General features: G+C 54.5%; 18 protein-coding genes and 2 pseudogenes. 13 read left to right on the top strand and 7 right to left on the bottom strand.

Features of this window, described 5'->3' with window-relative positions:
* Nucleotides 1–48: 48 nt before the first annotated feature.
* The 7 genes and pseudogenes from CSK29544_RS01420 to CSK29544_RS01395 form a co-directional block, all read left to right on the top strand.
* Nucleotides 49–423: pseudogene (locus CSK29544_RS01420) on the top strand (ABC transporter permease); the annotation flags it as partial.
* Nucleotides 420–1,085 (top strand): ABC transporter ATP-binding protein, encoded by a 666-nt coding sequence (locus tag CSK29544_RS01415; RefSeq protein WP_007898503.1) that lies wholly within the window; start codon nucleotides 420–422, stop codon nucleotides 1,083–1,085. The pseudogene CSK29544_RS01420 and the gene CSK29544_RS01415, both read left to right, overlap by 4 nt.
* A 199-nt stretch (nucleotides 1,086–1,284) precedes the next feature.
* Nucleotides 1,285–1,982, top strand: a protein-coding gene (locus CSK29544_RS01410; protein WP_095033700.1) for an IS1-like element IS1B family transposase whose coding sequence is annotated in 2 segments (ribosomal slippage) — nucleotides 1,285–1,534 and nucleotides 1,534–1,982 — 699 coding nt in all. Because the reading frame shifts where the segments join, the coding sequence is not laid out codon by codon here.
* Between the two features lie 34 nt (nucleotides 1,983–2,016).
* Nucleotides 2,017–2,976, top strand: coding sequence for a stealth family protein (locus CSK29544_RS01405; protein WP_007889206.1), 960 nt, complete (start codon nucleotides 2,017–2,019; stop codon nucleotides 2,974–2,976).
* Nucleotides 2,954–3,481 (top strand): annotated as a pseudogene (locus CSK29544_RS24790) (glycosyltransferase); the annotation flags it as partial. The gene CSK29544_RS01405 and the pseudogene CSK29544_RS24790, both read left to right, overlap by 23 nt.
* Entirely contained in the window at nucleotides 3,461–6,751 is a 3,291-nt protein-coding gene (locus CSK29544_RS01400; protein ID WP_242463462.1) for a CDP-glycerol glycerophosphotransferase family protein, read from the top strand. The pseudogene CSK29544_RS24790 and the gene CSK29544_RS01400, both read left to right, overlap by 21 nt.
* A gap of 65 nt (nucleotides 6,752–6,816) precedes the next feature.
* Entirely contained in the window at nucleotides 6,817–8,046 is a 1,230-nt protein-coding gene (locus CSK29544_RS01395; protein ID WP_029039399.1) for an alpha/beta hydrolase, read from the top strand.
* Here CSK29544_RS01395 and CSK29544_RS01390 read toward each other — a convergent pair.
* The 5 genes from CSK29544_RS01390 to ettA all read right to left on the bottom strand — a co-directional run bounded on the left by CSK29544_RS01390 (nucleotide 8,041) and on the right by ettA (nucleotide 16,284).
* On the bottom strand, nucleotides 8,041–9,237 hold the full coding sequence (locus tag CSK29544_RS01390; protein WP_029039398.1) for a capsule polysaccharide biogenesis protein: 1,197 nt from the start codon (nucleotides 9,235–9,237) through the stop codon (nucleotides 8,041–8,043). The genes CSK29544_RS01395 and CSK29544_RS01390 overlap by 6 nt on opposite strands.
* A 5-nt stretch (nucleotides 9,238–9,242) precedes the next feature.
* Nucleotides 9,243–11,279, bottom strand: a complete 2,037-nt coding sequence (locus tag CSK29544_RS01385; protein ID WP_029039397.1) for a capsule polysaccharide biogenesis protein — start codon at nucleotides 11,277–11,279, stop codon at nucleotides 9,243–9,245.
* A 4-nt stretch (nucleotides 11,280–11,283) separates the two neighbouring features.
* Nucleotides 11,284–12,948, bottom strand: a complete 1,665-nt coding sequence (locus CSK29544_RS01380; protein ID WP_007889189.1) for a polysaccharide biosynthesis/export family protein — start codon at nucleotides 12,946–12,948, stop codon at nucleotides 11,284–11,286.
* A 28-nt stretch (nucleotides 12,949–12,976) separates the two neighbouring features.
* On the bottom strand, nucleotides 12,977–14,125 hold the full coding sequence (locus CSK29544_RS01375; protein ID WP_174428847.1) for a KpsE/RkpR family capsule polysaccharide export protein: 1,149 nt from the start codon (nucleotides 14,123–14,125) through the stop codon (nucleotides 12,977–12,979).
* A gap of 491 nt (nucleotides 14,126–14,616) precedes the next feature.
* Nucleotides 14,617–16,284: an energy-dependent translational throttle protein EttA gene (gene ettA, locus CSK29544_RS01370; RefSeq protein WP_004386289.1), complete on the bottom strand. Its 1,668-nt coding sequence runs from the start codon at nucleotides 16,282–16,284 to the stop codon at nucleotides 14,617–14,619.
* Nucleotides 16,285–16,518: 234 nt separating this feature from the next.
* Here ettA and sltY point away from each other — a divergent pair, with 234 nt between their 5' ends.
* Nucleotides 16,519–18,453: a murein transglycosylase gene (sltY, locus tag CSK29544_RS01365; protein ID WP_007889182.1), complete on the top strand. Its 1,935-nt coding sequence runs from the start codon at nucleotides 16,519–16,521 to the stop codon at nucleotides 18,451–18,453.
* A gap of 54 nt (nucleotides 18,454–18,507) precedes the next feature.
* Entirely contained in the window at nucleotides 18,508–18,837 is a 330-nt protein-coding gene (gene trpR, locus CSK29544_RS01360; RefSeq protein WP_004386287.1) for a trp operon repressor, read from the top strand.
* Here trpR and yjjX read toward each other — a convergent pair.
* Nucleotides 18,828–19,343: an inosine/xanthosine triphosphatase gene (gene yjjX / locus CSK29544_RS01355; RefSeq protein ID WP_007889173.1), complete on the bottom strand. Its 516-nt coding sequence runs from the start codon at nucleotides 19,341–19,343 to the stop codon at nucleotides 18,828–18,830. The two genes, trpR and yjjX, sit on opposite strands and share 10 nt — an antisense overlap.
* Nucleotides 19,344–19,399: 56 nt before the next feature.
* On the opposite strand from yjjX, the gene gpmB reads away from it, so the two are divergent.
* Nucleotides 19,400–20,047, top strand: a complete 648-nt coding sequence (gene gpmB, locus CSK29544_RS01350) for a 2,3-diphosphoglycerate-dependent phosphoglycerate mutase GpmB (RefSeq protein ID WP_004386285.1) — start codon at nucleotides 19,400–19,402, stop codon at nucleotides 20,045–20,047.
* Here gpmB and robA read toward each other — a convergent pair.
* Nucleotides 20,044–20,913, bottom strand: coding sequence for an MDR efflux pump AcrAB transcriptional activator RobA (robA, locus tag CSK29544_RS01345; protein ID WP_004386284.1), 870 nt, complete (start codon nucleotides 20,911–20,913; stop codon nucleotides 20,044–20,046). The two genes, gpmB and robA, sit on opposite strands and share 4 nt — an antisense overlap.
* A 210-nt stretch (nucleotides 20,914–21,123) precedes the next feature.
* On the opposite strand from robA, the gene creA reads away from it, so the two are divergent.
* Genes creA through creC form a run of 3 tightly spaced genes read left to right on the top strand, consistent with a single transcriptional unit; the run spans nucleotide 21,124 to nucleotide 23,666 of the window.
* Entirely contained in the window at nucleotides 21,124–21,603 is a 480-nt protein-coding gene (gene creA / locus CSK29544_RS01340; protein WP_007889171.1) for a protein CreA, read from the top strand.
* Nucleotides 21,604–21,621: 18 nt separating this feature from the next.
* On the top strand, nucleotides 21,622–22,314 hold the full coding sequence (gene creB / locus CSK29544_RS01335; protein WP_007889168.1) for a two-component system response regulator CreB: 693 nt from the start codon (nucleotides 21,622–21,624) through the stop codon (nucleotides 22,312–22,314).
* On the top strand, nucleotides 22,314–23,666 hold the full coding sequence (gene creC / locus CSK29544_RS01330) for a two-component system sensor histidine kinase CreC (RefSeq protein ID WP_275664079.1): 1,353 nt from the start codon (nucleotides 22,314–22,316) through the stop codon (nucleotides 23,664–23,666). Before creB ends, creC begins: the two co-directional genes overlap by 1 nt.
* Nucleotides 23,667–23,809 lie beyond the last annotated feature (143 nt).

The raw sequence follows: 23,809 nt of genomic DNA, 5'->3' as shown, positions 1-23,809 counted from the left end.
TCAAAAACACCATCATACACTAAATCAGTAAGTTGGCAGCATCACCCGTTTACCTGCTCTCATTTGTTAGTTCTGTTTGGCGTCTGGGGTTGTCTGGTGGTGTTTTCCTTCGGTGTCGGGCTGATTTTTATGGTGACCAGTAGTGCGTTTCCGGAGTCGGAAAAGTTTCTGCCCCTGCTGACCCGCCCGCTTTATTTCATCTCCTGCGTGATGTATTCGCTCAATACTATTCCTCAGGAATATCAAAGCTGGGTCGCGTGGAACCCGCTGGTGCATGTGGTGGAACTGACCCGCGAATCGCTGGCGGCAAGTTATGAAAGCGACGGAGCCAGCCTGACGTATCTCGCAGTCAGCACGCTGGTAGTGCTCTTCACAGGCCTCGCGCTTTATCGTCATCAGGAAGAGGCGATGCTGACGTCATGATTGCTATCGAAAATCTCACCAAATCGTACCGCACGCCCGCAGGGCGGCATTATGTCTTTAAGGATCTCTCTCTGACGCTGCCGTCCGGCAAGAGCGTGGCGCTGATAGGGCGTAACGGGGCAGGGAAATCGACGCTGCTGCGCATGATTGGCGGGACGGATAACCCGGACAGCGGGCGAATCGTCTCCAGCGCCACGATCTCCTGGCCGGTCGGGCTGGCAGGGGGTTTTCAGGGCAGCCTGACCGGGCGTGAAAATGTGAAATTTGTGGCGCGGCTTTACGCGCCTAAAGAAGAAGTCCGCCAAAAAGTCGCGTTCGTTGAGGAATTCGCCGAGCTTGGAAAGTATTTTGACATGCCGGTGAAGGCCTATTCCTCTGGCATGAAAGCGCGTCTCGGGTTTGGGCTGAGCATGGTGTTCAAATTTGACTACTACCTGGTGGACGAAGTCACTGCTGTTGGCGACGCAAGTTTTCGTAAAAAATGCGAAACGCTGTTTGAAGCTCGCCATCAAGAGTCGTGCTTTTTAATGGTGTCGCACAATCTCCACTCACTCAAACAGTATTGCGATGCGGCGTTGTTTATAGGTCGGGAAAATCATGTGCATTTTTACGAAAGTGTTGATGATGCCATTGATGCTTATAAAGCTCAGGAGAACCTGTAAGCATGCAATACAGAAAAATCAGGAAGCTACTGACGTCGCCAGGTCTGTTTTTACGGGACTATCTTCTTAATAAATATCCTCTTTTTCTTAATGAAATAAACTGCCCGCTGAGCGAGGAGAGCGTATTAATTAAGCATGATCTGGGGTGATGCTGCCAACTTACTGATTTAGTGTATGATGGTGTTTTTGAGGTGCTCCAGTGGCTTCTGTTTCTATCAGCTGTCCCTCCTGTTCAGCTACTGACGGGGTGGTGCGTAACGGCAAAAGCACCGCCGGACATCAGCGCTATCTCTGCTCTCACTGCCGTAAAACATGGCAACTGCAGTTCACTTACACCGCTTCTCAACCCGGTACGCACCAGAAAATCATTGATATGGCCATGAATGGCGTTGGATGCCGGGCAACCGCCCGCATTATGGGCGTTGGCCTCAACACGATTTTCCGCCATTTAAAAAACTCAGGCCGCAGTCGGTAACCTCGCGCATACAGCCGGGCAGTGACGTCATCGTCTGCGCGGAAATGGACGAACAGTGGGGATACGTCGGGGCTAAATCGCGCCAGCGCTGGCTGTTTTACGCGTATGACAGGCTCCGGAAGACGGTTGTTGCGCACGTATTCGGTGAACGCACTATGGCGACGCTGGGGCGTCTTATGAGCCTGCTGTCACCCTTTGACGTGGTGATATGGATGACGGATGGCTGGCCGCTGTATGAATCCCGCCTGAAGGGAAAGCTGCACGTAATCAGCAAGCGATATACGCAGCGAATTGAGCGGCATAACCTGAATCTGAGGCAGCACCTGGCACGGCTGGGACGGAAGTCGCTGTCGTTCTCAAAATCGGTGGAGCTGCATGACAAAGTCATCGGGCATTATCTGAACATAAAACACTATCAATAAGTTGGAGTCATTACCTGATCTGGCGCTGGAGAGCATGAATAATGTGACTTTTCCGGTAGATGTGGTTTTTACCTGGGTGGATAACGGCGACGGCCAGTGGCGCAGTAAATTCGAGCAGTGTCGGAAGCATCATCTACAAGCAGAGGCGGGCATTGATCATGACCCTGCGCGCTTCGATAACCACAACGAAATTTTTTATTCGGTACAGAGCGTACTGATGTTCATGCCCTGGGTTCGCCGGATATTTATTGTTGTCGACGGGCACCCGCTACCGTGGGCCGAAAAGATCGCAAAAGTGAAAATCATTTCACATGATGAGATTATTCCGGCGCGCTATTTGCCGACATTTAACTCGCACGTCATCGAAGCGCATTTAGACGCTATCCCCGATCTTGCCGAACACTTTATCTACTTTAATGATGATGTCTTTGCCGCGCGCCCCCTTCCGGCAAGCCACTTTTTTAAAGGGAATGGTCTGGCTTCGCTCTTCATTGCCGGTAAAAGCCTGACGGCAATGGCGCAGCGGGGGAGACATACCGCTGCACTTTCTGCGTCATTAAACGCCAAGAATTTACTGTCTGAGGATATCGATTTTGCGCCGGATAGTCCGCTGGCATACACTTATGTGCCTCTGCGCAAAAGTATTTTTACTGAAGCCCGGCAGCGATACAGTAAACAGATTAGCGCTTTCTTACCCTGTAAATTCAGAAGCGATCACGATTTGAATTTGCCTACCTTTCTGGTGCCCTGGTTTGCCTATGCCAGAGGCGTTGCCGTGCCTGCCAGGGATATTTGTTATTACTTTAACGTGCGCTCTCCTGCCGCCAAAACGCATTATCGTGCGCTAATTAACGCACGCAGGCAGGGGGGTTCTCCGCACTCTTTTTGCGCCAATGATTTTTCTTCACGTAACCATAGTGTCAATGATTATCAGGAACAACTGATTGCAATGCTCGAAACATATTTTGAAAATGGAATGTACAAAAATGTTTAATAATAAACTCCGTAAGCTGGTAAGGGACCCAAAACTTTTCTTCAGCGATATGGCTGCCAATCAGGCGCGTAAACTCAGAAAGCTTCATCTAAAAAAAGAAGATGGGCACTATAATTATACTGTGGTTTCTGCTGTGTATAACGTGAGTGCTTTTCTGGATGATTATTTTAAAAGTTTCGTGACGCAACGGATAAACTTCAAAAAAAATATACAGCTCATTCTTATCGATGATGGTTCAACGGATACTTCCGCCGAGATCATCAAAAGATGGCAGAGGAAGTATCCAAAGAACATTACTTAAATTTATCAAGAGAATGCGGGGCAATCAGCTGCGCGTAATAATGGGTTACAGCAAGTCGCTACCGAATGGGTCACTTTTATCGATCCCGATGATTTTGTTGATGCAGATTATTTTTACAACCTTGATAACTTTCTTTATCAAAATCAGGATAAAGATATTAAAATGGTGGGTTGTAATACTATTATGTTTTATGAAGCCAAGAATCAGTATAAGGATGCACATCCTCTTGGTTTCAAATTTAAAAAAGGGAATCAACTTGTGCCGCTTGGCAGTATGGAAAAGGAAATCCAGCTGTCAGCCAGCACTGCCTTTTTTCGAGCAGATATAATTTTTGCAAAACAAGTTTTCTTTGACGCCAGGGTTAAGCCTAATTTTGAAGATGCGCATTTTGTTGCCCGATACTTAAAAGGCGATAAATTCGGTCATGCTGCTTTTTTACAGCACTCAAAATATTATTATCGTAAGCGTGAGGATGGTTCTTCGACGCTGGATACGTCATGGACTAAAAAAGAACGGTTTCTCAACGTACCAGAGTATGGTTATCTGGATGTATTGAAAAGCTATCATGAAACAGAAGGCTCAGTCCCTGTAAATATTCAAAGGACGGTGATTTATGAAATCGTCTGGTATTTAAAATGGCTCACTAATCACGGCGAGCGTAGCGCGTTCTTGTCGACAGATGAAAAGCGCGAATTTATCAGTAAGCTTAAGGAAATATTTGTTTTCCTTGATAAAAATACGATTATGAATTTTGAGCTGGCGGGGGCGTGGTTTTTTCAGAAAGTCGCCATGCTTTCATTCTTTAAAGGGCTACAACCAGATGCCCAGATTGTTTATGTTGAAAAATACGATCCCTACAAGCACATGGTTCAACTGCGCTATTTTACCAGCGCGTTGAGCCTTGAGCAGATATCACTGGATGATAAAGACATTATTCCAGCATATGCCAAAACGATCCGTCATGATTTTATGGATGAGACGCTGATTCTTGAGCGACGTCTGTGGGTAGCGCTTGGCGATGCACAGCAGATCGATATTTCTGTTTCCCACCTGCCGACTCGTCTCTCTCTTGGCGGTAAGCAATATAAAGAAGGTTTAAAAGCTACTGATATCAAAAAGCACTTCCTTGCCTTGATGCCAAAATATGAAAAGAAAAGAGAATATCAAGATGCATGGATTTTTATAGACCGAGATACGCAGGCTGACGATAATGCTGAACATCTTTATCGTTATGTTCACGAGCATTATCCAGAAAGGAATATATATTTTGCGTTAAAGAAAGAATCTCATGATTGGGAACGCCTTCAGAAAGAAGGATTCAATTTAATTGAATTTGGTTCTCATGAGCACAAGCTGGCTTTGGGATCATGTAGTAAAGTCATTAGCTCACATGCTAATTACTATATTACGAATCTCCTTGGCCCTAAAATGCTTGCAGGAAGACATTTTGTTTTTTTACAGCATGGAGTAACAAAGGATGATCTGTCGGCGTGGTTAAATACTAAAGATGAAATAAATTGTTTTATAACTTCTTCGCCTGCAGAATATCATTCTATTAGCGACAATTTAACAAAATATTTTTATTCAAAAAAAGATGTTTTTCTGACAGGTTTTCCACGGCATGATAGATTAATAAAAAGCAATAATGTTGCAGAAAGATTAATTGTTATCATGCCTACCTGGCGGCAAACTATTGTTGGGAAAGTTTTAGGTAATGGTGATGAGAGGGAAATAAATCCTCTGTTTATGCACAGTGAATTTGCCACCCGGTGGAAAAGCGTTTTACATTCTCCTTTACTGGAGAAATGTGCTAAGCAATATAATTACCGTGTGGCCTTTTTCCCCCACTTCAATATATTGCCTTATTTAAATAGCTTTGATATTCCAGAATATATTGAAGTTCTTACCCATGTCACTGGGAGTATTCAGGAAGTATTCTCTCGCGCCGCGCTAATGATTACTGATTATTCTTCGGTAGCTTTTGAAATGGCAGTGCAAAATAAACAAATAATTTACTATCAGTTTGATGCTAAAGAGTTTTTTGCAGGACATGTTTATACTAAAGGCTATTTCGATTACCGTAAGCATGGTTTTGGCCCGGTGGTAGAAACCGAAAAAGAGCTGTTTAAAGAGTTAAATACGCTGTTGAAAAATGATGCGGTGCCGTCTGCGAAGATTCTCAAGCGTATTAATGATACCTTCCCGTTCCGCGATGGCCTTAACTGTGAGCGCACGTATCAGGCGATCGCTTCGCTGGATGCGCCGCTGCCGGAAGGATTTGCAGATAAAGATATCCATCAGCAGTACGCACAGCAGGCTGCGGATGCTCGCCGCTGGGGACTTGCCGAAAAACGCTGGCAGGCGTACCTGATGCTGGCACTCACTCAGGATGAAGAGGCACATGGCTGCGCCGGGCTTGCTGAAGCACTGCGTAAACAGGGGAAAACCGTCGCAGCGCGCAACGCTATACACCACTGGTATGCACGTCATACTGAACAGCGTCATACGGCGCTTTCTGCAGGGCTGGCGCTGGTAGAAATGGCGGAGCACCACTGGCAGCAGGCAGCCGCTCACTGGCAAGAGGCGGGCGAGGCGACTATCGATAACGCGCGCTACTGTTATTGCCTGTATCGCAGTGGGCAGGTATTTGTGCTGGAGGCTTTGTGCAAGAAAGCACGGCCTGCGGCTGGTTTTAGCTATGCCCGGTTCTGTTTACTTCTGGCGAAGCAAAAATGGGCTGATGGGATTGCTTATGTAAAAGAGCAGGACGTTGATGTGACTTCATCAGAAAGTCTTGAGAATAAGCTTCTGATTACGCTTTCTTATTGCTATCAGCAGCTGAATAAACTGAATGACGCCCATCAGTGCCTGGTGAAATATGAAAAATATATTGAAAATGATCCGCAGTGTCGTCTGAAAATCGCTCGTCTCGCTTTCCTGCGTCAGAACTGGGAGAAAATTCTCACCCAGCTTAATAAAGCCACTGCGGATGTCGAGCATTTGCCTGATGAGCATCTTTATTACTACTGCGTCGCGCTGCTGCGTACCGATAAATATAAAGAGCTGTATACGCTATACGGTACTCTGAGTGATGCGCTGAGAAATGATGTGCGTTTCCTGAAAATCTATGCGCAGGCGTGTCTGGAACTGAAAAAAGCCGGTGAGGCGATCGCACTCTTTGAGGCACAAAATAAACCGGATGATGAGTTCTGTCTTATCTATGCAGAAGCGCTGAGAGAGGCCGGACGCTTTAGTCAGGCGCTCTCTGTCGTTCGCAATAAACTTAGCCGTTACAACCAGAAAGCGTGGATGCTGCGGTGTGAACTCGCCCAGCTTTGTGAGGACTGGGACGATGCTTACGATTGCTGGCTGAATCTGTTGCGCCATTATCCGCAGAATATGCCTGCCAATGCGGCGGAGAAATTACAGAACCTCCGGTTGCTGCGTGAGTTTTCTGTTAAATCGGATGCGTAACCCCAAACGTCAATAAGTTAAAAACAGGCGCGACCATCACTCGCGCCTGTTTTTATGGAGTAAATATGTCAGAGCAAATAGAAATAATTAATGGCGTGCAGATAAAGTATCGCTATAAAAAAAGAAAGTATGACACTCAGCATATGATTTTCATTTTTAGCGGGTTTGGCGGTGCCGGGATGTTCACATGGGATTTTGCCAACGCCCTTCAGGATTGCCCTGCGCATGTGGTGTGGATAAAAGATGATTTTCATAATGCCTGTACGTATTACCTCTGCCATAATAACGATTTCTATGTTGAACAGGCCGTAATTACCTTTATTGAAACCATGCTCGCTCGCTATGGGCTTGAAAAGACGCAATGTACGCTGGCCGGATTTTCTAAAGGCGGCAGCGCCGCGCTGTGGTATGGACTTAAATATCAGTTTAAAAATATTGTTTCGACGGTGCCGCAGTTTCATATTGGCAGTTACGCCAGAAAAAACTGGCCTGGCGTATTTACTCATATGTCGGGTGACGACAGCGACGCTTTCGCACTAAAACTGGATGCTTTGTTGCCTCAGTTATTATCCCGCGACACTGCACTTGATAAAAATATTTATCTGTTAACTTCTGAGGCTGATATACAGTACGAAAGTGAAGTAAAGCCCTATATTTCTGAATTCAGGAAATACCAAAATTTTAATCTTTTTATGGCGCAATCCATGCTCATCAGAGAGCATAATCAGGTTACTTCTTACCATGTGCCACTTTTGCTTGGGATTTTTTATTTGCTTTCACAGGGTGCGGTTCCACGCTATGGCGAATGTGAGCTCAGCGCGGATAACAGCCTTTTGCCGCGTCCGGTCAAGCCACAGCCATTTGCAGTATTGAAGAAAATCGCTGTCAAAGGATCGGTATTCTTCCCGGAAGGCATAGCGGTATTAAAAGGCGTGAGCTGCGCTGAGTATCAGGATATTCAGGTTGATATGGTTTTCAAAACCGATGGTTTTGAAGACGTCTTTCGTATTGCGAAGGCGCATCGTTCGATTCTGAGCCGTCAGCTTTATGAAGACGGTTTTGTTAATTACGACAAAGGGTGGTTTTGCACATTGCGCTATGAAGGGCTCTCGCTTGAGGCGTTACCCACAGGCACTTATCAGATCTTTCTGGATATAACGTGCCAGCAAAGCTGGGCGCGTAAAGCGCTCGAAACTGAGCCCTCGCAAGCAAACACCGTGCTCGCCGTCAGTGAAGCGCTGGAAGTATTTAGTCATGAAGGAAATGTTTATGTCACCCGCAAAGCAGGTCTATAACCCGGAGAACGGGTTTTCACGGCTGTAAAAAACGGTATTAAGCTGGGTTTTTTGCATCAGATAATAGCGAAAGGTTGAAAACAGGGTGTGGTCGGGGCGAAAGGACGCTTGCCAGAAGTCGTCAAGACGCCCCTGGAACGTTAACCCTTCGATATCATAGAGCGCTCTTCCCATTACTTTCAGCGGTTTGTTATGAATCAGCGCTGAAATTCCCGCTGTACTGTTAATCGTCACGACGCCCGCTGCATTGCTCAGGAGCTCTGGTAGCGGCAAGTCATGGACATAAACAATGCGCCCACTGACGCCATAGCGTTTGCTGAGGGTTTTAATCAGTGAACGATACTGCCGGTGCCCTCTGTCCATCGGATGGTGTTTGATGACCAACATGCGTGAGGGCGGCGCACCACGCGCGAATGAGCTGACCGTCTCCTTAATGAAATCCCGCATATCGCCATAATCGCTGTGGTGCTGAAGCTGGCTGTCGTTAAACACCTGAAGCACCGCAAGAAAATAGCGTCCGTGATAGTCTGTAGACAGCGAACGGCGGATGCCCCGCTCTGTATTGCGATACCAGATTTTGCGTATCGCGGCGCGTACCCAGCAGCCGCCTTCATACCAGGGCGAAAAACTTTTGTGGTGCTGGTAGCGTGGAAATGCGCGCTGATAGTAGCAGCCCATCAGATAATACCAGGCGGCATGAGCGATACGCCGCAGTAGCGAGGGTGTGATACGCCGCACTTCCGGAACCGGCAGAAAAGGCAGGGCACGATAAAACCCAGCCTCCCGCGGCAGGCTGGAAAACCCGTTCACGCCATTCTCTTCAAGCGTGATAAAACACGGGCGCAAATAACCCTCTTCAAAGACCAGAAAACGTATCCCCTGCGCTTGCGCCCAGCGGCGCGCGGCCTGATGCAGAGGCCGACAGTCGCCAAAGCATACCAGCGTATCAAACGGCCATGCGCTTCGCGTTGCCGCTAACCACGCGCCAAACCCCTCCGGCGTGCCCTGATAAGACAGGCTTTTCCCTTTGCGGCGGTAAAACCAGTCGCCTCCGTTAAACACCACCTGTTTCGCCTCGCGCCCTTTGGTCTCAAGCCAGTTTCCCAGGTCTCGAAAAAACGGCCCCATTGGCCCTTGCAGCAGCAAATATTTCTGGCCGGAAAGGAGGGTATCAAGCGCGCTGTAGTTCATCTGGGTCACCGGGAATAAAAAAGCGCGTGAAAGAGATTGCGGGCTTTATTGGCGAGCCGGGTGAGTGTTTTACGGCGGCGGTGTTGCGTGACGTTGCGTCGGGGCGATGCGCTGAGCAGGGCAACCGCTTCCTCCGCAGCGATCGGCGTTTTGCGCGTTGGGTGGAGGTAGAAGGGGTAATCGATAAGCGTGGTGTGGATAAGCGCGTTAAGCGTGAGCCGCCGGGTGCGGCGCGGGCAAGGATATTCGTCGTGTGTCAGGCCCCAGCCGGCGTAAAACGGCATGCCGTAGCAGAAGACGGCCTTGCCGCGCAGCAGCGCCTCAAAACCGGCAAGCGACGTCAGCGTATGCACTTCGTCTACCTGTTCGAGCACATCGACGATATCCGCCTGCGTGGCGAGACAATCCGCCCAGCGCAGCGCGTCTCGCGCGCTGGGTTCGCCCTGGCGGTTGCCGCAGGCCACGTCCGGGTGCGGCTTGAAGACGATATACGCCTGGGGATTTCTGGCGCGCACCATGCGCAGGAGCGCGGCAATCGTGCGGATGCCTTGCGTGCCGCCGACAAGCGAGGCATCGTCGCTGACCTGCCCTGGCACCAGCAGAATACGCCGCCCCCATGCCGATGCAGGCAGCCGCCACGCGCCGCCCGCGTTGTATTTACTGACCCGGCTTTCGATAATCTGTCGACGCAGTGCTGCGGCGCGCGCTTCTTCGGCTGGCGTCAGATGCACCCGGTTCAGGGCTATTTCCAGATCGCTTGCGCGCGTGGCGTCGTAATAGAGACCGCGTTTATCGAGCACCAGCGAGAGCGGGGCGAACAGATCGGAGCCGAGCCCCACCGAGCGCAAAAACGCATCTTCCATTCGCCACACGGGCATGCCACGCGCCTGTGCCGTTGATTGCCAGCGCGCTTCACCCGCGGTTCCCCACACCACGCAGGCATCAGCCTGCGGCGCGCGGCGCGTAAAGCGCAGCCGGTTACGGGGTGTTGAAAGAAAAGGTTTTACGACGCTGCGCTTCCAGAGCGTCAGCCCTGGTACCCATAACGTGCCGCGCAGCGCCAGATGATGACGCCGCTGCAGCGCCAGCCATGTCAGCACATCAAACAGCGTGCCGGGCTGATTGGTTTGCGGGTTGAGGTAGCGGGCGTAACGTAAATAGGCGGCGCTGAAAAGCGTCAGCAGCGAGGCGTCGCCGCGGCGTGCGGCAAGCGTGGCCGCCGCCGGATGCCTGTCGTCCGTCAGCCCCCATCCGGCATACCACGGCTGCCCGAAGCAGACCACCGGCTTGCCCGCCATCAGCGCTTCAAAACCGAAGTGAGACGTCACGGTATAAACCCGAGATACGCACCGCAGCAGCGACTGCGGGCTGGCGTCTTCGGTTATCAGCCGCAGGCGCGTATTCGCGCGGATATCGCGCAAATAGCCACGCTTGCCGCCGTGCACGACATCAGGATGCGTTTTTACCCAGATTTCGGCATCCGGGTTTTCAGCAAGGGCGCTCTCCAGCATCAGCCGAAACGACGCCGCGCTGGCATTGCCGAAGGTGACAGACATATCGCCCGCCGTTTGATCCACCACCAGCACCGCGCGGGCATCGGGCGAGCCGTCAAACGGCGGCGCGTGGTTATACTTCGCCAGATCGCCTTCTACGATAAGGCGCATCGCCTCCTGCGCCGCTTCGCGCAGCGCCGCGTTGCCCGCGGTGTCCTGAATCAGGTTCTCCAGCGTGCTTGGCTGGCTGGCGTCGTAGTAAATGCCGTCGTAATCGATAACCAGCGAGAGCGGTGGATGGCCGTGCGCCGCCGGGCCGCAAGAGCGGATAAACCCGTCTTCAAGGCGAATCACCGTAAGCCCGGCCTTGCGGGCGCGGGCAACAGCCGCCGCCGCGCTGGGGCGGTTCCCCCAGACGGCGATAGCGGTAACGTCGTCCGGGATAGCCCGACGCGGCGCGAGTTTTCGACAAGGCATCGGCAGCAGGTGATGTAAGCCCGCAATACGCCAGATGCCTTTCGAGAAAATGCCGGTGACGCTATTTTTCATGGGATTACAGCGTCAGGATGACTTTCGCGGCGACAGCCAGCTGGTACATGATGGTCGAAATGCCGCGCGTCACTTCAATATTCTTCGACTCATACTTCGGCAGCACCATCAGTTCATCGCCCGGCTGCATGTCATCGACATCTTCGGCATTGAGCGCCTCGCCGTTCTGGCGAATCACGATGACTTTCGCGCCGCTGGCTTTTTGCGTCATGCCGCCGCATTTGGCGATGTAATCCTCAGGCTCCAGCCCTTTCTCCCAGGTGACGGCGTTGGGGAACAGCACCTCGCCATGCACCATGACGAGCGACGTTTTCTCCGGGATGGTGATAACGTCGCCATCTTCCAGCAGCACGGAATCAAGGTTGTTCTCATTCAGTACCACTTCGCCCTGCGGCACCACAGTGCGGGCTTTCGCCACGAAACGGCTGACCAGTTGCGCCTCCTGCATACGCAGGCGCGATTCCTCCTGTGTGGAGGATTGCGCTGAGAGCGAAGCCTGCTCCAGCTTTTGCAGCGACAGATCCAGCATCTCTTTCTGACGCAGCGCGACCGAGCGGCGATAGAGTTTGATGGCGTTTAACTGCGACATCGTGTTCGGGCGCAGTTTCGCCATCACCTGGCGCAGCGTGGCACCGTAAGGCAATACCATCGCATGTTCGCCGGAGTGTGCGCCTTCCACGCGTACCTGGATGGTGCCGGTATAGCGATCGGAGCTGACCACCATGCGATCGCCATCCTGCAACATGCGGCCTGCGGTTTCGCTAATCGGGAAATATTCGCTCTGCTTCATCGCGCCTTGCTGGCGCATCAGCGTCACATGCGTGGCCCCCGGTTTAGGCCGCGCCCAGCGCAGCGCTTCGGAAACCGGAATACGCTCATCGGTAAATTCAAAGTCGTAGCTGTTAAAGACATCGCCTTCGACGCCAAAGGTGTGCTGGCGCGGACCGACAATAATGGTGTCGCCGTCGGCGAACTGCGACAGGCTGAGGCTGCCGTTGAGCAGAAAATCATACAGGTTCACATGCGAGCGCGTTTTCTGGCCGCGTTTGACGGTGATATCGACATAACTGCCGCGTTCGCTGTCCACGCCGCCTGCTTTGCTGAGATAAGAAAGCAATGAATCGGACGCCACGCCGCCATATAACCCCGGCGTGCGGACATAGCCCGTGACAAACACTTTCACCGGCTGCGCCTGAACCAGCGAGGCGTAGACATTCACATTCGCCTGGTACACCTCTTTCACTCGTGAGATAACCAGTGCGTTGAGCTGGCTATTCGTCACACCTGCAACTTTAAGCGGGCCGACGTTAGGCAGAAAAATGTTGCCTTTCGGGTCGACAGTTAATGTGCCGTCATACGTGAAAGCGCCCCACAGACGCACCTGAATGGTGTCGCCAAGGCCAATCACATAATTGGGATTGAAGGCGATGCCAGCCCCGCCTTCCGCGTTTTGGGCGGTAAAAAGCTGTGCGCCGAACATGCGGCTCATGACCGTGGCGGGCGCGGGCGGCGGCGTGTTATCAAAGCCATCAGCGCTGACCGGAGCCGATGACGACGATGACAGAATGGGCGCCGCGCCGGTCAGCGCCGGGTCGGCGGTGAGATCAAGCGCGCTGGCGCAGGCCGATAAACAGAAAAAGATCAGTGAGGCGGATGAAACGTTTTTCATAACTCTCTCGGGTGTGAAAGCGGCAAGGTTAAGCACGGTGATCGTCAATAATGGCCAGCAGCAGTCTGAGCGTGCCGAACAGCAGGCAGCAGATCAGCAGGCAGCTGGCTAACAGGTAGAGCGTCTCGGGGTAGCGGGCTTCCTCGGCAAGCTGGGGAGAACTGATCACCGCCAGGCTTTTCAGCTTGCGGGCCGATTCCACGCGCGTTTTTTCAATGGCCGTGAGCGCGAGCTGGTACAGGTCTGTATCGAACGTCACGCGCGATTTCAGCTCTTCGAAATCCGCCGCCACACGGTTGAGGCGGTCGCCTTCCGGTGCGGTAATGTTGTTTTTCTCTTTCTCAATTTGCGCGTTAATGGAGGCCAGCGTGTTTTTCGTCGTGATGACCTGCGGCGCATCTTCACGCAGATACGTCAGCAGAGTACGCAGCTCCGTTTCCAGGCGAATCTTTTGCTCGGTCAGGTTGTTGACCGCTGAGCTCGCGGCCACGGCGGAAGCTTGTGGATCGAGCATCTGGTTGCGGTTCTGAAAGGCGAGCAGCGCGCTTTTGCTGGCGTCGAGGCGCTTGCGCGCTTTGTCGAGCTCGCTTTCGGCGAAGGATTGCTGGTCGCGCGCAATATGATGCGAAAGCTCGTTGATAAACCGCTCAGACTCTTTGAGCACCGCCTGGTTGAAACGCAGGGCGAATTCGGGCGTGAAGCCCTGAGTCTGGATAGTCAGCAGGCCGTTTTTGCTGTCGTAATTGATGGTGATGCGGTGACGGTAGTAATCCAGAAATTCTTCGGCGCTCGCGCTGGCATAAAGGTAATAGAAGAGATCCAGCCCGCTGTCGCCAAACGCCTGTTTGAAATTGAGCTGTTTATCGAGTACGGCTAAGAGATCCGGCGAGTGCAGATACTCTTTCAGGTACAGCGCATCTTCGGCAGAAGTAGGGTTAGAGGCACCCATCAGCAGGCCAATATTCAGGCTGCCGTTTTCGATATCACTGGCGCGTTTGATGGCGACCTGTGATTCGCTCACATAACGCGGCTGGCTGAAAATAAGCAGATAAATCACCAGCAACAGAAATGGCGCGCCAATGACGATTTTCGCGCTGTGGCGCTGAAACAAAATAAGCAGGCGGGAAAAATCCTGACGCCGCATCCATGCTGAAAAACGTTTTATTTTCGTGAGCACTGTGTGATGACCATTAATATAATGAATAAATGACGGATATATATTTATATAAAAAATGTTTTAACGGCTGCCTGCGCGTTTAATAACGTCAATATGCCCGAGCTATCGTTGCCGGTATAAAGAAAGCAACCAAGCATAGCGAGAGGCTACGGCGCGTGCCGGTAGTAAATCTACAAACTGTCTGTTGTTTTTATGTATTGACGCTGAAAATGATGAAAAGCGAGGAGAGATGACGTTAACGACGTGCAGGCGGCGGCCCGCTTACCCTGACAACGATTCCGTGACATTTCCATTCCATGAAAATCATAGCGCTAATAATAAAAAACCCTCGTTCATGAAACATCATATGAAAATGGAGGGATATGATTTATTAATTACCATAACAAGGGTGAATGGACAATTGGTCATGAATAAATCGGAGTTGAGGGCAGGTATTTATCTGAGGGGAATCACTAATAAAACGGCCTTCATTAAGAAGGCCGTTGCGGGAATTACTTGGCGATACGTTTGTATTTGATACGCTTCGGCTCCAGCGCTTCGGCGCCCAGCGTGCGTTTCTTATACTCTTCGTACTCGGTGAAGTTACCTTCGAAGAATTCCACTTTGCCTTCATCCTGATAATCCAGAATGTGTGTGGCGATACGGTCCAGGAACCAGCGGTCGTGCGAGATAACCATCGCGCAGCCCGGGAACTCCAGCAGGGCGTTTTCCAGCGCGCGCAGGGTTTCGATATCCAGGTCGTTGGTCGGTTCATCGAGCAGCAGCATGTTGCCGCCCACCTGCAACAGTTTCGCCAGATGCAGACGACCGCGCTCACCACCGGACAGCTCGCCCACGCGTTTGCCCTGGTCCACGCCTTTAAAGTTAAAGCGGCCAACGTACGCGCGGCTCGGCATTTCGGTGTTGCCGATCTTCATGATATCCAGCCCGCCGGAGACTTCTTCCCAGACGGTTTTGCTGTTGTCCATGGCGTCACGGAACTGGTCAACAGACGCGAGTTTCACGGTTTCACCAAGCGTAATGGTGCCGCTGTCCGGCTGTTCCTGGCCAGACATCATACGGAACAGGGTGGATTTACCCGCGCCGTTCGGACCGATGATGCCGACAATCGCGCCTTTCGGCACGGAGAAGCTCAGATCGTCAATCAGCACGCGGTCGCCGTAGGATTTACGCAGGTGGCTGACTTCCACCACTTTATCGCCCAGACGCGGTCCCGGCGGAATAAAGAGTTCGTTGGTTTCGTTACGCTTCTGGTATTCGGTGTTGTTAAGCTCTTCAAAGCGCGCCAGACGGGCTTTGCCCTTGGACTGACGGCCTTTCGCGCCCTGACGCACCCACTCCAGCTCTTTCTCGATAGATTTACGACGCGCGGCTTCCTGAGAGGCTTCCTGCGCCAGGCGCTGATCTTTCTGCTCAAGCCAGGAAGAGTAGTTGCCTTCCCACGGAATACCTTCGCCGCGGTCCAGTTCGAGGATCCAGCCTGCCACATTATCGAGGAAGTAACGGTCGTGAGTAATCGCCACAACGGTGCCTTCGAAGTCGTGCAGGAAGCGCTCCAGCCAGGCGACGGATTCGGCGTCCAGGTGGTTGGTCGGTTCGTCGAGCAGCAGCATGTCCGGTTTTTCGAGCAGCAGGCGGCAGAGCGCCACGCGGCGGCGTTCACCACCGGAGAGATTCGCGACTTTCGCATCCCAGTCCGGCAGACGCAGGGCGTCGGCCGCGCGTTCCAGCTGCACGTTCAGGTTGTGACCGTCATGGGCCTGGATAATCTCTTCCAGTTTGCCCTGCTCGGCGGCGAGCTTATCGAAATCGGCATCCGGATCGGCGTACAGCGCGTACACTTCATCCAGGCGCTTGAGCGCGTTAACGACTTCCGCGACCGCTTCTTCGATCGATTCGCGCACGGTATGTTCAGGGTTGAGCTGCGGCTCCTGCGGCAGGTAGCCGATTTTGATGCCAGGCTGCGGACGGGCTTCACCTTCGATATCTTTATCGATGCCCGCCATGATGCGCAGCAGGGTGGATTTACCGGCGCCGTTCAGGCCCAGCACACCGATTTTGGCGCCAGGGAAAAAGCTCAGAGAGATATTCTTCAGAATGTGTCGCTTCGGCGGAACGACTTTGCCGACGCGATGCATGGTGTATACGAATTGAGCCACGTTGGACTTCGCCTCTTATCATGATTAAGGGTTTCTCAGCTGCGGAGTTTAGCTGTTTTCAACGCTTAATCCCAGCCAGCAACGCCGTGAATGCGGCGTAAGAGGCATTAATGCGCGAATGGTAAAAAAATGTTCGCGACATGGCGCAACGGCCTTCGCCTGGTTAGCATGAAGTATCTGAGAATTTCAGGCGGCATGAGGCTGCCGGTCAGTCAATTAACATGAGGAAGGATTGTGGGAACATCCAGACAGGTCGTCTGGCGGTGGCTGGCGGCGGGCGTCTGCCTGCTGACGCTCGGCCAGGCCGCACGCGCCGATTCGCTCGACGAGCAGCGCAGCCGCTATGCGCAGATCAAACAAGCGTGGGATAACCGGCAGATGGACGTGGTGGAGCAGCTGATGCCCACCCTGCAAACCTATCCGCTCTATCCCTATTTGCAGTATCGCCAGCTCACTGACGATCTCATGAACGAGCCGACTATCGCGGTACAGCAGTTTATTCAGGCAAACCCGACGCTGCCGCCGGCGCGCACGCTGACGTCCCGGTTTGTCAACGAACTGGCGCGCCGCGAAGACTGGCGCGGCCTGCTGGCGTTCAGCCCGCAACCGCCTGGCAGCACCGAGGCGCAGTGCAACTACTATTACGCGAAGTGGAACACCGGTGACGCGCAGGGCGCCTGGCAGGGCGCGAAAGATCTCTGGCAGACCGGCAAAAACCTGCCTGCGGCGTGCGAGCGTCTCTTCCAGGCGTGGCGCACGTCCGGCGCGCAGGATCCGCTGGCTTACCTTGAGCGCATTCGCCTTGCGATGAAAGAGGGCAACACGTCGCTTGTCAGCTCGCTCGCAAACCAGCTGCCGCCGGATTATCAGACCATCAGCAGCGCGCTGGTGAGCCTGGCGAACGATCCCAACAGCGTGATGACTTTTGTGCGCAGCGTCGGCGCGACCGATTTCACGCGCCAGATGGCCGCGGTGGCGTTTGCAAGCGTCGCCCGTCAGGATGTGGAAAACGCGCGGCTGATGATCCCGTCGCTCATCCAGGCGCAGCAACTGAACGACGCCCAGGCGCAGGAGCTGCGCGATATCGTGGCGTGGCGTCTCATGGGCAGCGATGTCACCGCAGAGCAGGCCCGCTGGCGCGACGACGCGATCATGCGTTCAGAATCCACATCGCTCATTGAGCGTCGGGTGCGTATGGCGCTCGGCACCGGCGATCGCAGCGGGCTGAACACCTGGCTTGCGCGTCTGCCGATGGAGGCGAAAGAAAAAGACGAATGGCGCTACTGGCAGGCCGATCTCCTGATGGAGCGCGGGCGCGACGACGAGGCCAAAACCATTCTGCATTCACTGATGCAACAGCGCGGTTTCTACCCGATGGCGGCGGCCCAGCGGCTTGGCGAAGATTACCCGCTGCGTGTCGATAAAGCGCCAGCGGTAAACGCCGCGCTGTTTGAAGGCCCGGAAATGGCGCGCGTGCGCGAGCTGATGTACTGGGGCCTTGATAACACCGCGCGCAGCGAATGGGCGAACCTCGTCACCAGTCGCAGCAAGCAGGAGCAGGCGGCGCTGGCGCGTTACGCGTTTGATCGTAACTGGTGGGATCTGAGCGTGCAGGCGACGATCGCCGGTAAGCTCTGGGATCAGCTCGAAGAGCGTTTCCCGCTGGCTTATAAAGATCTCTTTGCCCGCTACGTGAGCGACAAAGCCGTTCCGCAGAGCTACGCGATGGCGATCGCCCGTCAGGAGAGCGCCTGGAACCCGAAAGTGCGCTCGCCGGTAGGCGCGGCTGGCCTGATGCAATTAATGCCGGGCACCGCCACCCACACGGTGAAGATGTTTAATCTGCCAGGCTACAGCAATAGCGCGCAGCTGCTCGACCCGGAAACCAACATCCAGATAGGCACCAGCTATTTGCAGTATGTCTATGGCATGTTCGACAACAACCGTATTTTCGCCTCTGCCGCCTATAACGCCGGGCCGGGGCGCGTGCGCACCTGGCTTGGCAACAGCGCCGGGCGTATCGATGCGGTCGCGTTTGTCGAAAGTATTCCGTTCTCAGAGACGCGCGGTTATGTGAAAAACGTGCTGGCTTATGATGCCTATTACCGTTACTTCATGGGCGGTAAGCCGGTGTTGATGAGCGATGCGGAGTGGAGCCGCCGTTACTGATTCGGCGGCGTTGTGCTATTCTGTCGTACTAGTGAACGAGTATGGCGGCATCTGATGACTCAACATTCAACCTATTCCGCGGCCCAGGCCGAACAGAGTAATCAGGAGTGGCTGCGCTTTGTGGCGCTCCTGAAACAATCTTTCGACAAAGACCTGCATCTTCCGCTGCTGACGCTGCTGCTGACGCCGGACGAACGCGCCGCGCTCGGCACGCGTGTGCGGATCATTGAAGAGCTGCTGCGCGGCGAGATGAGCCAGCGCGAGCTGAAAAGCGAACTGGGCGCGGGGATCGCGACGATCACCCGCGGCTCTAACAGCCTGAAAGCGGCGCCGCCGGAGCTGCGCCAGTGGCTTGAACAGGAGCTGTTACAGGCTCAGCGGTAAATCGCGTTATGAAAGGGGCTTAAGGCCAGGATCACAGCCTGATGGTAGACGCTGCTGCGCGTCAGCTTACCGGCGGTGAAAATGCCGATAGCCCCTTCTTTACGCCCGATTTCATCAATGCCTGTCCAGGCTGACATCACCGGCCCGAGCGCTTTCCCGGCGCGCACTTCATTAAGGATCGCCGCAGGCAGCGGTAGCGTCGCCGAGCGCGCTTCGCCACGCTGGTCTGCGCTTTCAATCACCACCCAGCTAAACGTGCTGTCGTCATCAATACCGGCTTCAATCGCCACCCAGTAATCGGCTTGCGGGCGCAGCGCGCGGGCATTAATGACGCGCTGGCGTGCGCCGGAGCGCGTTTCTTCACTGCCGAGCGGCTGTTCCGGCACGCCGCTATCGACGGAGACGGCGTCAATATGGCAGGATGCTTCGCCGAAAATCTCGCTAAATGCACGCAGAATCGCCTGAATTTTGGCTGGATTCGTCGTGGCGCAGACAACATGGTACATAATTCAATTCACACTCACAGACGTTTAAAGTCGCAGCAGTATAACGGATAAAAAGCATGTTACAGGTATATCTGGTTCGCCACGGTGAAACGCAGTGGAACGCCGAGCGACGCATCCAGGGGCAATCGGACAGCCCATTGACGGAAAAAGGGGAACGCCAGGCCATGCAGGTGGCGCAGCGCGCTAAAGCGCTTGGCATTACGCACATTATCACCAGCGATCTGGGACGCACGCAGCGCACCGCTGAGATTATCGCGCAGGGCTGCGGCTGCGACGTGATACTCGATCCGCGCCTGCGTGAGCTGGATATGGGCATCCTTGAGCGCCGTCATCTCGACACCCTCAGCGAAGAAGAAGAAGGCTGGCGTCGCCAGCTGGTGAACGGCACGCCGGATGGTCGTATTCCGCAAGGGGAATCGATGCAGGAAGTGAGCGAGCGCATGCACGGCGCGCTGAACGCCTGCCTCGATCTGCCGCCGGGAAGCCGCCCGTTACTGGTGAGCCACGGTATGGCGCTTGGCTGCCTCGTCAGCACCATTCTTGGCCTGCCCGCGTATGCGGAGCGCCGACTGCGCCTGCGCAACTGCTCAATCTCTCGTGTCGATTATCAGCAGAGCCCGTGGCTGGCGTCCGGCTGGGTGGTGGAAACCGCAGGCGATGTGTCGCATCTCGATGCGCCTGCGCTGGATGAGCTACAGCGTTAACGGCGGATGGGGATCAGGTACTCGCAGCGCAGGTTGATGTCGCCCTCCTGGGCACCGGACGCCTCCGTAAGCAAATAGCGCTCGATATCCTGACCACGGCGGCGCGTCAGCCCCAGTGCGGGCATACAGGTGCCGTAGACGGTCAGGATAAACTCCTGAACGCCGGTGCCTGGTCCTTCATAGGTAAACTGCACATAATCGCCGCCTTCAAGCGTCACCGGATGGGCGTGCTCCACGCAGCCTTCCGCCAGCGGCTCCGGCAGCGCGGTGGTGTAAAAGACTTCCTGCTCGTCATCTTTTTCGACGCTCGGGCGTGATTCATTCAGGCCGTAAAAGACCGGTGGAATGGTCGGACAGTTCGCGAGAAATTCGCGCCAGAACTGGACACGCATCTGCTGGCGGAACACCGAGATTTGCTCAAGCGAGCAGGTATAGCTCTGGGTGAGGCCGGTGAGGTGCATCGGCGCGAGCGTGACAAACTGATGCGGCGGTGGCGTGAACGGCTCAAGGCGCAGCGGCGGGCGCATACCCTGCGCGCTCCAGTCCGCCGAGCGGCGATAGAGCGCAGGCGTCAGCGAGAACTGCTTTTTAAACGCGCGAGTAAACGTCTGCTGTGAATCGAAACGGTATTGCAGCGCGATGTCGAGAATCGGGCGCGCAGTGAGACGCAGCGCAACGGCGGATTTGGACAAGCGGCGCGCGCGAATATAAGCCCCGATGGCATGGCCCGTCACCTCTTTGAACATCCGTTGCAAATGCCACTTGGAATACCCGGCTTTAGCCGCCACATTGTCCAGAGACAAGGGGTGATCAAGATGGCTTTCCAGCCAGGCGAGCAGATCCCGAATGATCCCAGACTGATCCATATTTAATCCTCATCCTTAAACGCAGTGCCTGAAAAAGTGGGTAGCGAATAGTAGCATTTTTTGTTCTTCTGGCATTCAGTGTTTTCTTTTGCGGTTAAAGCGGAGCGGACTGCTGCAAAACAGGATTTTTGAGTAACAATGTGATCTGTAAGGTTTTTTGTTTTAACGGTGAATAATCACTAAACGTAACCTTTAATGAATGGTAACAATATGAAATACAAGCTGTTATTAATTCCGACATTGTTTATGGCTTTAACCGGCGGTTTACGTGCGGAAGAAATTGGATCGGTTGATACCGTGTTTAAATGGCTGGGGCCGGATCACAAAATCGTGGTGGAAGCGTTTGACGATCCGGATGTCAAAAATGTGACCTGCTACCTGAGCCGCGCCAAAACCGGCGGTATCAAGGGCGGGCTGGGGCTTGCGGAAGACACGTCCGATGCGGCGATTTCCTGCCAGCAGGTCGGGCCCATTGAACTGAGCGATAAAATCAAAGCCGGGAAAGCGCAGGGCGATGTGGTGTTCCAGAAGCGCACATCGCTGGTCTTTAAAAAATTGCAGGTGGTGCGTTTTTACGACGCGAAACGCAACACGCTCGCCTATCTGACCTATTCCGATAAAGTCGTCGAAGGCTCGCCGAAAAACGCGCTGAGCGCCGTACCGATTATGCCGTGGGGTCAGGCCCGGTAATTCACAGGACTATTCAGGATGAATCAGACAACCGTCTGGCTGGTGGAGGATGAGACCAGCATCAGCGAAGCGCTGTCATATGTGATGCAGCTTGAAGGGTTTACGGTGCGGACGTTTGAGCGCGGGCTGCCCGCGCTGGATGCCGCGCGCCAGACGCTGCCCGATCTCGCCGTGCTGGATGTGGGCCTGCCGGATATCAGCGGCTTCGAGCTGTGTCGTCAGCTTCTGGCGGCGCATCCTGCGCTGCCGGTGCTGTTTCTGACCGCGCGCAGCGAAGAGGTCGATAAGCTTATTGGCCTGGAAATCGGCGCGGATGATTATGTCGCCAAGCCGTTTTCGCCTCGGGAAGTTTGCGCCCGCGTGCGTACCATCCTGCGGCGTCTGCAAAAGCAGCAGCGCGGCGCGCAGACCGTCGTGCGGGTGGGGCGTTTCGAGCTCAATGACGAGGCCGCGCACATCGCCTGGTGTGGTCAGCCGCTGTCGCTCACCCGCTATGAATACCTGCTGCTGAAAACGCTGCTGCTGGCGCCGGGGCGCGTCTATTCGCGCCAGCAACTGATGGATATCGTCTGGGGAGATGCGAACGACAGTTTCGATCGCACCGTCGATACCCATATTAAAACGCTGCGCGCCAAGCTGCGCGCGGTCAATCCTGACGTGTCGCCTGTCAATACGCATCGGGGGCTGGGTTACAGCCTGGCGGTAAACTGATGCGTATCGGCATGCGGCTGCTACTGGGCTACTTTCTGATCGTCGCCGTGGCGGCCTGGTTTGTTCTCACGATTTTCGTGCAGGAGATCAAACCCGGCGTGCGGCGTGCGACGGAAGGCTCGCTTAATGACACCGCCACGCTGCTGGCGGAAATCGCCCGTGACGATCTGCTGGCGGGCCATCCGCGCGACGGGCAGCTGGCGCAGGCCTTTGAGCGGTTAAATCATTACCCGGTCAACGCCAACATCAGCGGCATTAAAAAAGAGCGCAATGAATACCGCGTGTACCTGACCGACGCGCAGGGGCGCGTGGTGTTTGACTCCAGCGACGCGGCAGTCGGGCAGGACTATTCGCGCTGGAACGATGTCTGGCTGACGCTTCGCGGCAAGTATGGCGCGCGCAGTTCGCCGCTGCATCCGGACGACCCTGACAGCACAGTAATGTATGTCGCGGCCCCTGTGCGCGAGGCCGGGCGCATCATCGGCGTACTGAGCGTGGGCAAGCCGAATATCGCGCTTGCGCCGGTGATACGGCGCAGCGAACACCGGATCATGATGGCGGGCGTGGCGCTGCTCGGTATCGCGCTGCTGACCGGCATCGTGATGGTGCTGTGGATCAACCGCTCCATCGGCACACTGGTGCGTTACGCCGATTCGGTCACCGAAGCCGCGCCGCTGCCCTTACCGGACCCCGGCAGCAGCGAGTTGCGGCGTCTCGCCCAGGCGCTGGAAAACATGCGCGTGCGGCTGGAGGGTAAAAACTATATCGAGCAGTACGTCCACGCGCTGACGCACGAGCTGAAAAGCCCGCTTGCGGGTATTCGCGGCGCGGCGGAGATCCTGCGTGAATCGCCACCGCCGGCGGTGGCACAGCGCTTTTGCGACAATATTCTTGAGCAAAACGCGCGTATGCAGGCGCTGGTTGAGAAGCTATTGCAGCAGGCGAAGCTGGAAAACCGGCTGGAGATCGTGCCTGAGCCGGTATTGTTGGCATCGCTTTTCGCCACGCTCGCGGAGCTGCATGCCTCGACGCTTTTGCAAAAATCGGTGCGGCTCACTATCGACCCCGCTCCTGGCAGCCTGCGCGTGGCGGGCGATGAGGAGCTGCTGCAGGCCATCGGCAATCTGCTTGTTAACGCGCTCGACTTCACCCCGCCTGGTGGTGAGATAACGCTTGGCGCGTGGCAGGAGGGCGAGCGCGTTATCGTGCGCGTAACGGATACCGGCAGCGGTATTCCGGATTACGCGCTGGCGCGTATCTTCGAGCGGTTCTATTCGCTGCCGCGCGCAAGCGGGCAGAAGAGCAGCGGCCTCGGCCTTGCTTTCGTGCAGGAGGTGGCGCGGCTTCACTAGGGCGAGATAGCGCTTGTTAACCGCCCTGAAGGCGGCGTTGAGGCGCGGCTGACGTTACCGCCCGCCTGACTTCACCGACGCTTCACATAACTTCATTTCCACCCCACATAAGCCCTCTATCTTCGGCAGCATCGAAGAGGAGA

The organism is Cronobacter sakazakii (assembly GCF_000982825.1).
Classification (GTDB): Bacteria; Pseudomonadota; Gammaproteobacteria; order Enterobacterales; family Enterobacteriaceae; genus Cronobacter; species Cronobacter sakazakii.
Note: the sequence above shows the minus strand (reverse complement) of the source record. Positions and strands in the feature narration are given on the sequence as shown.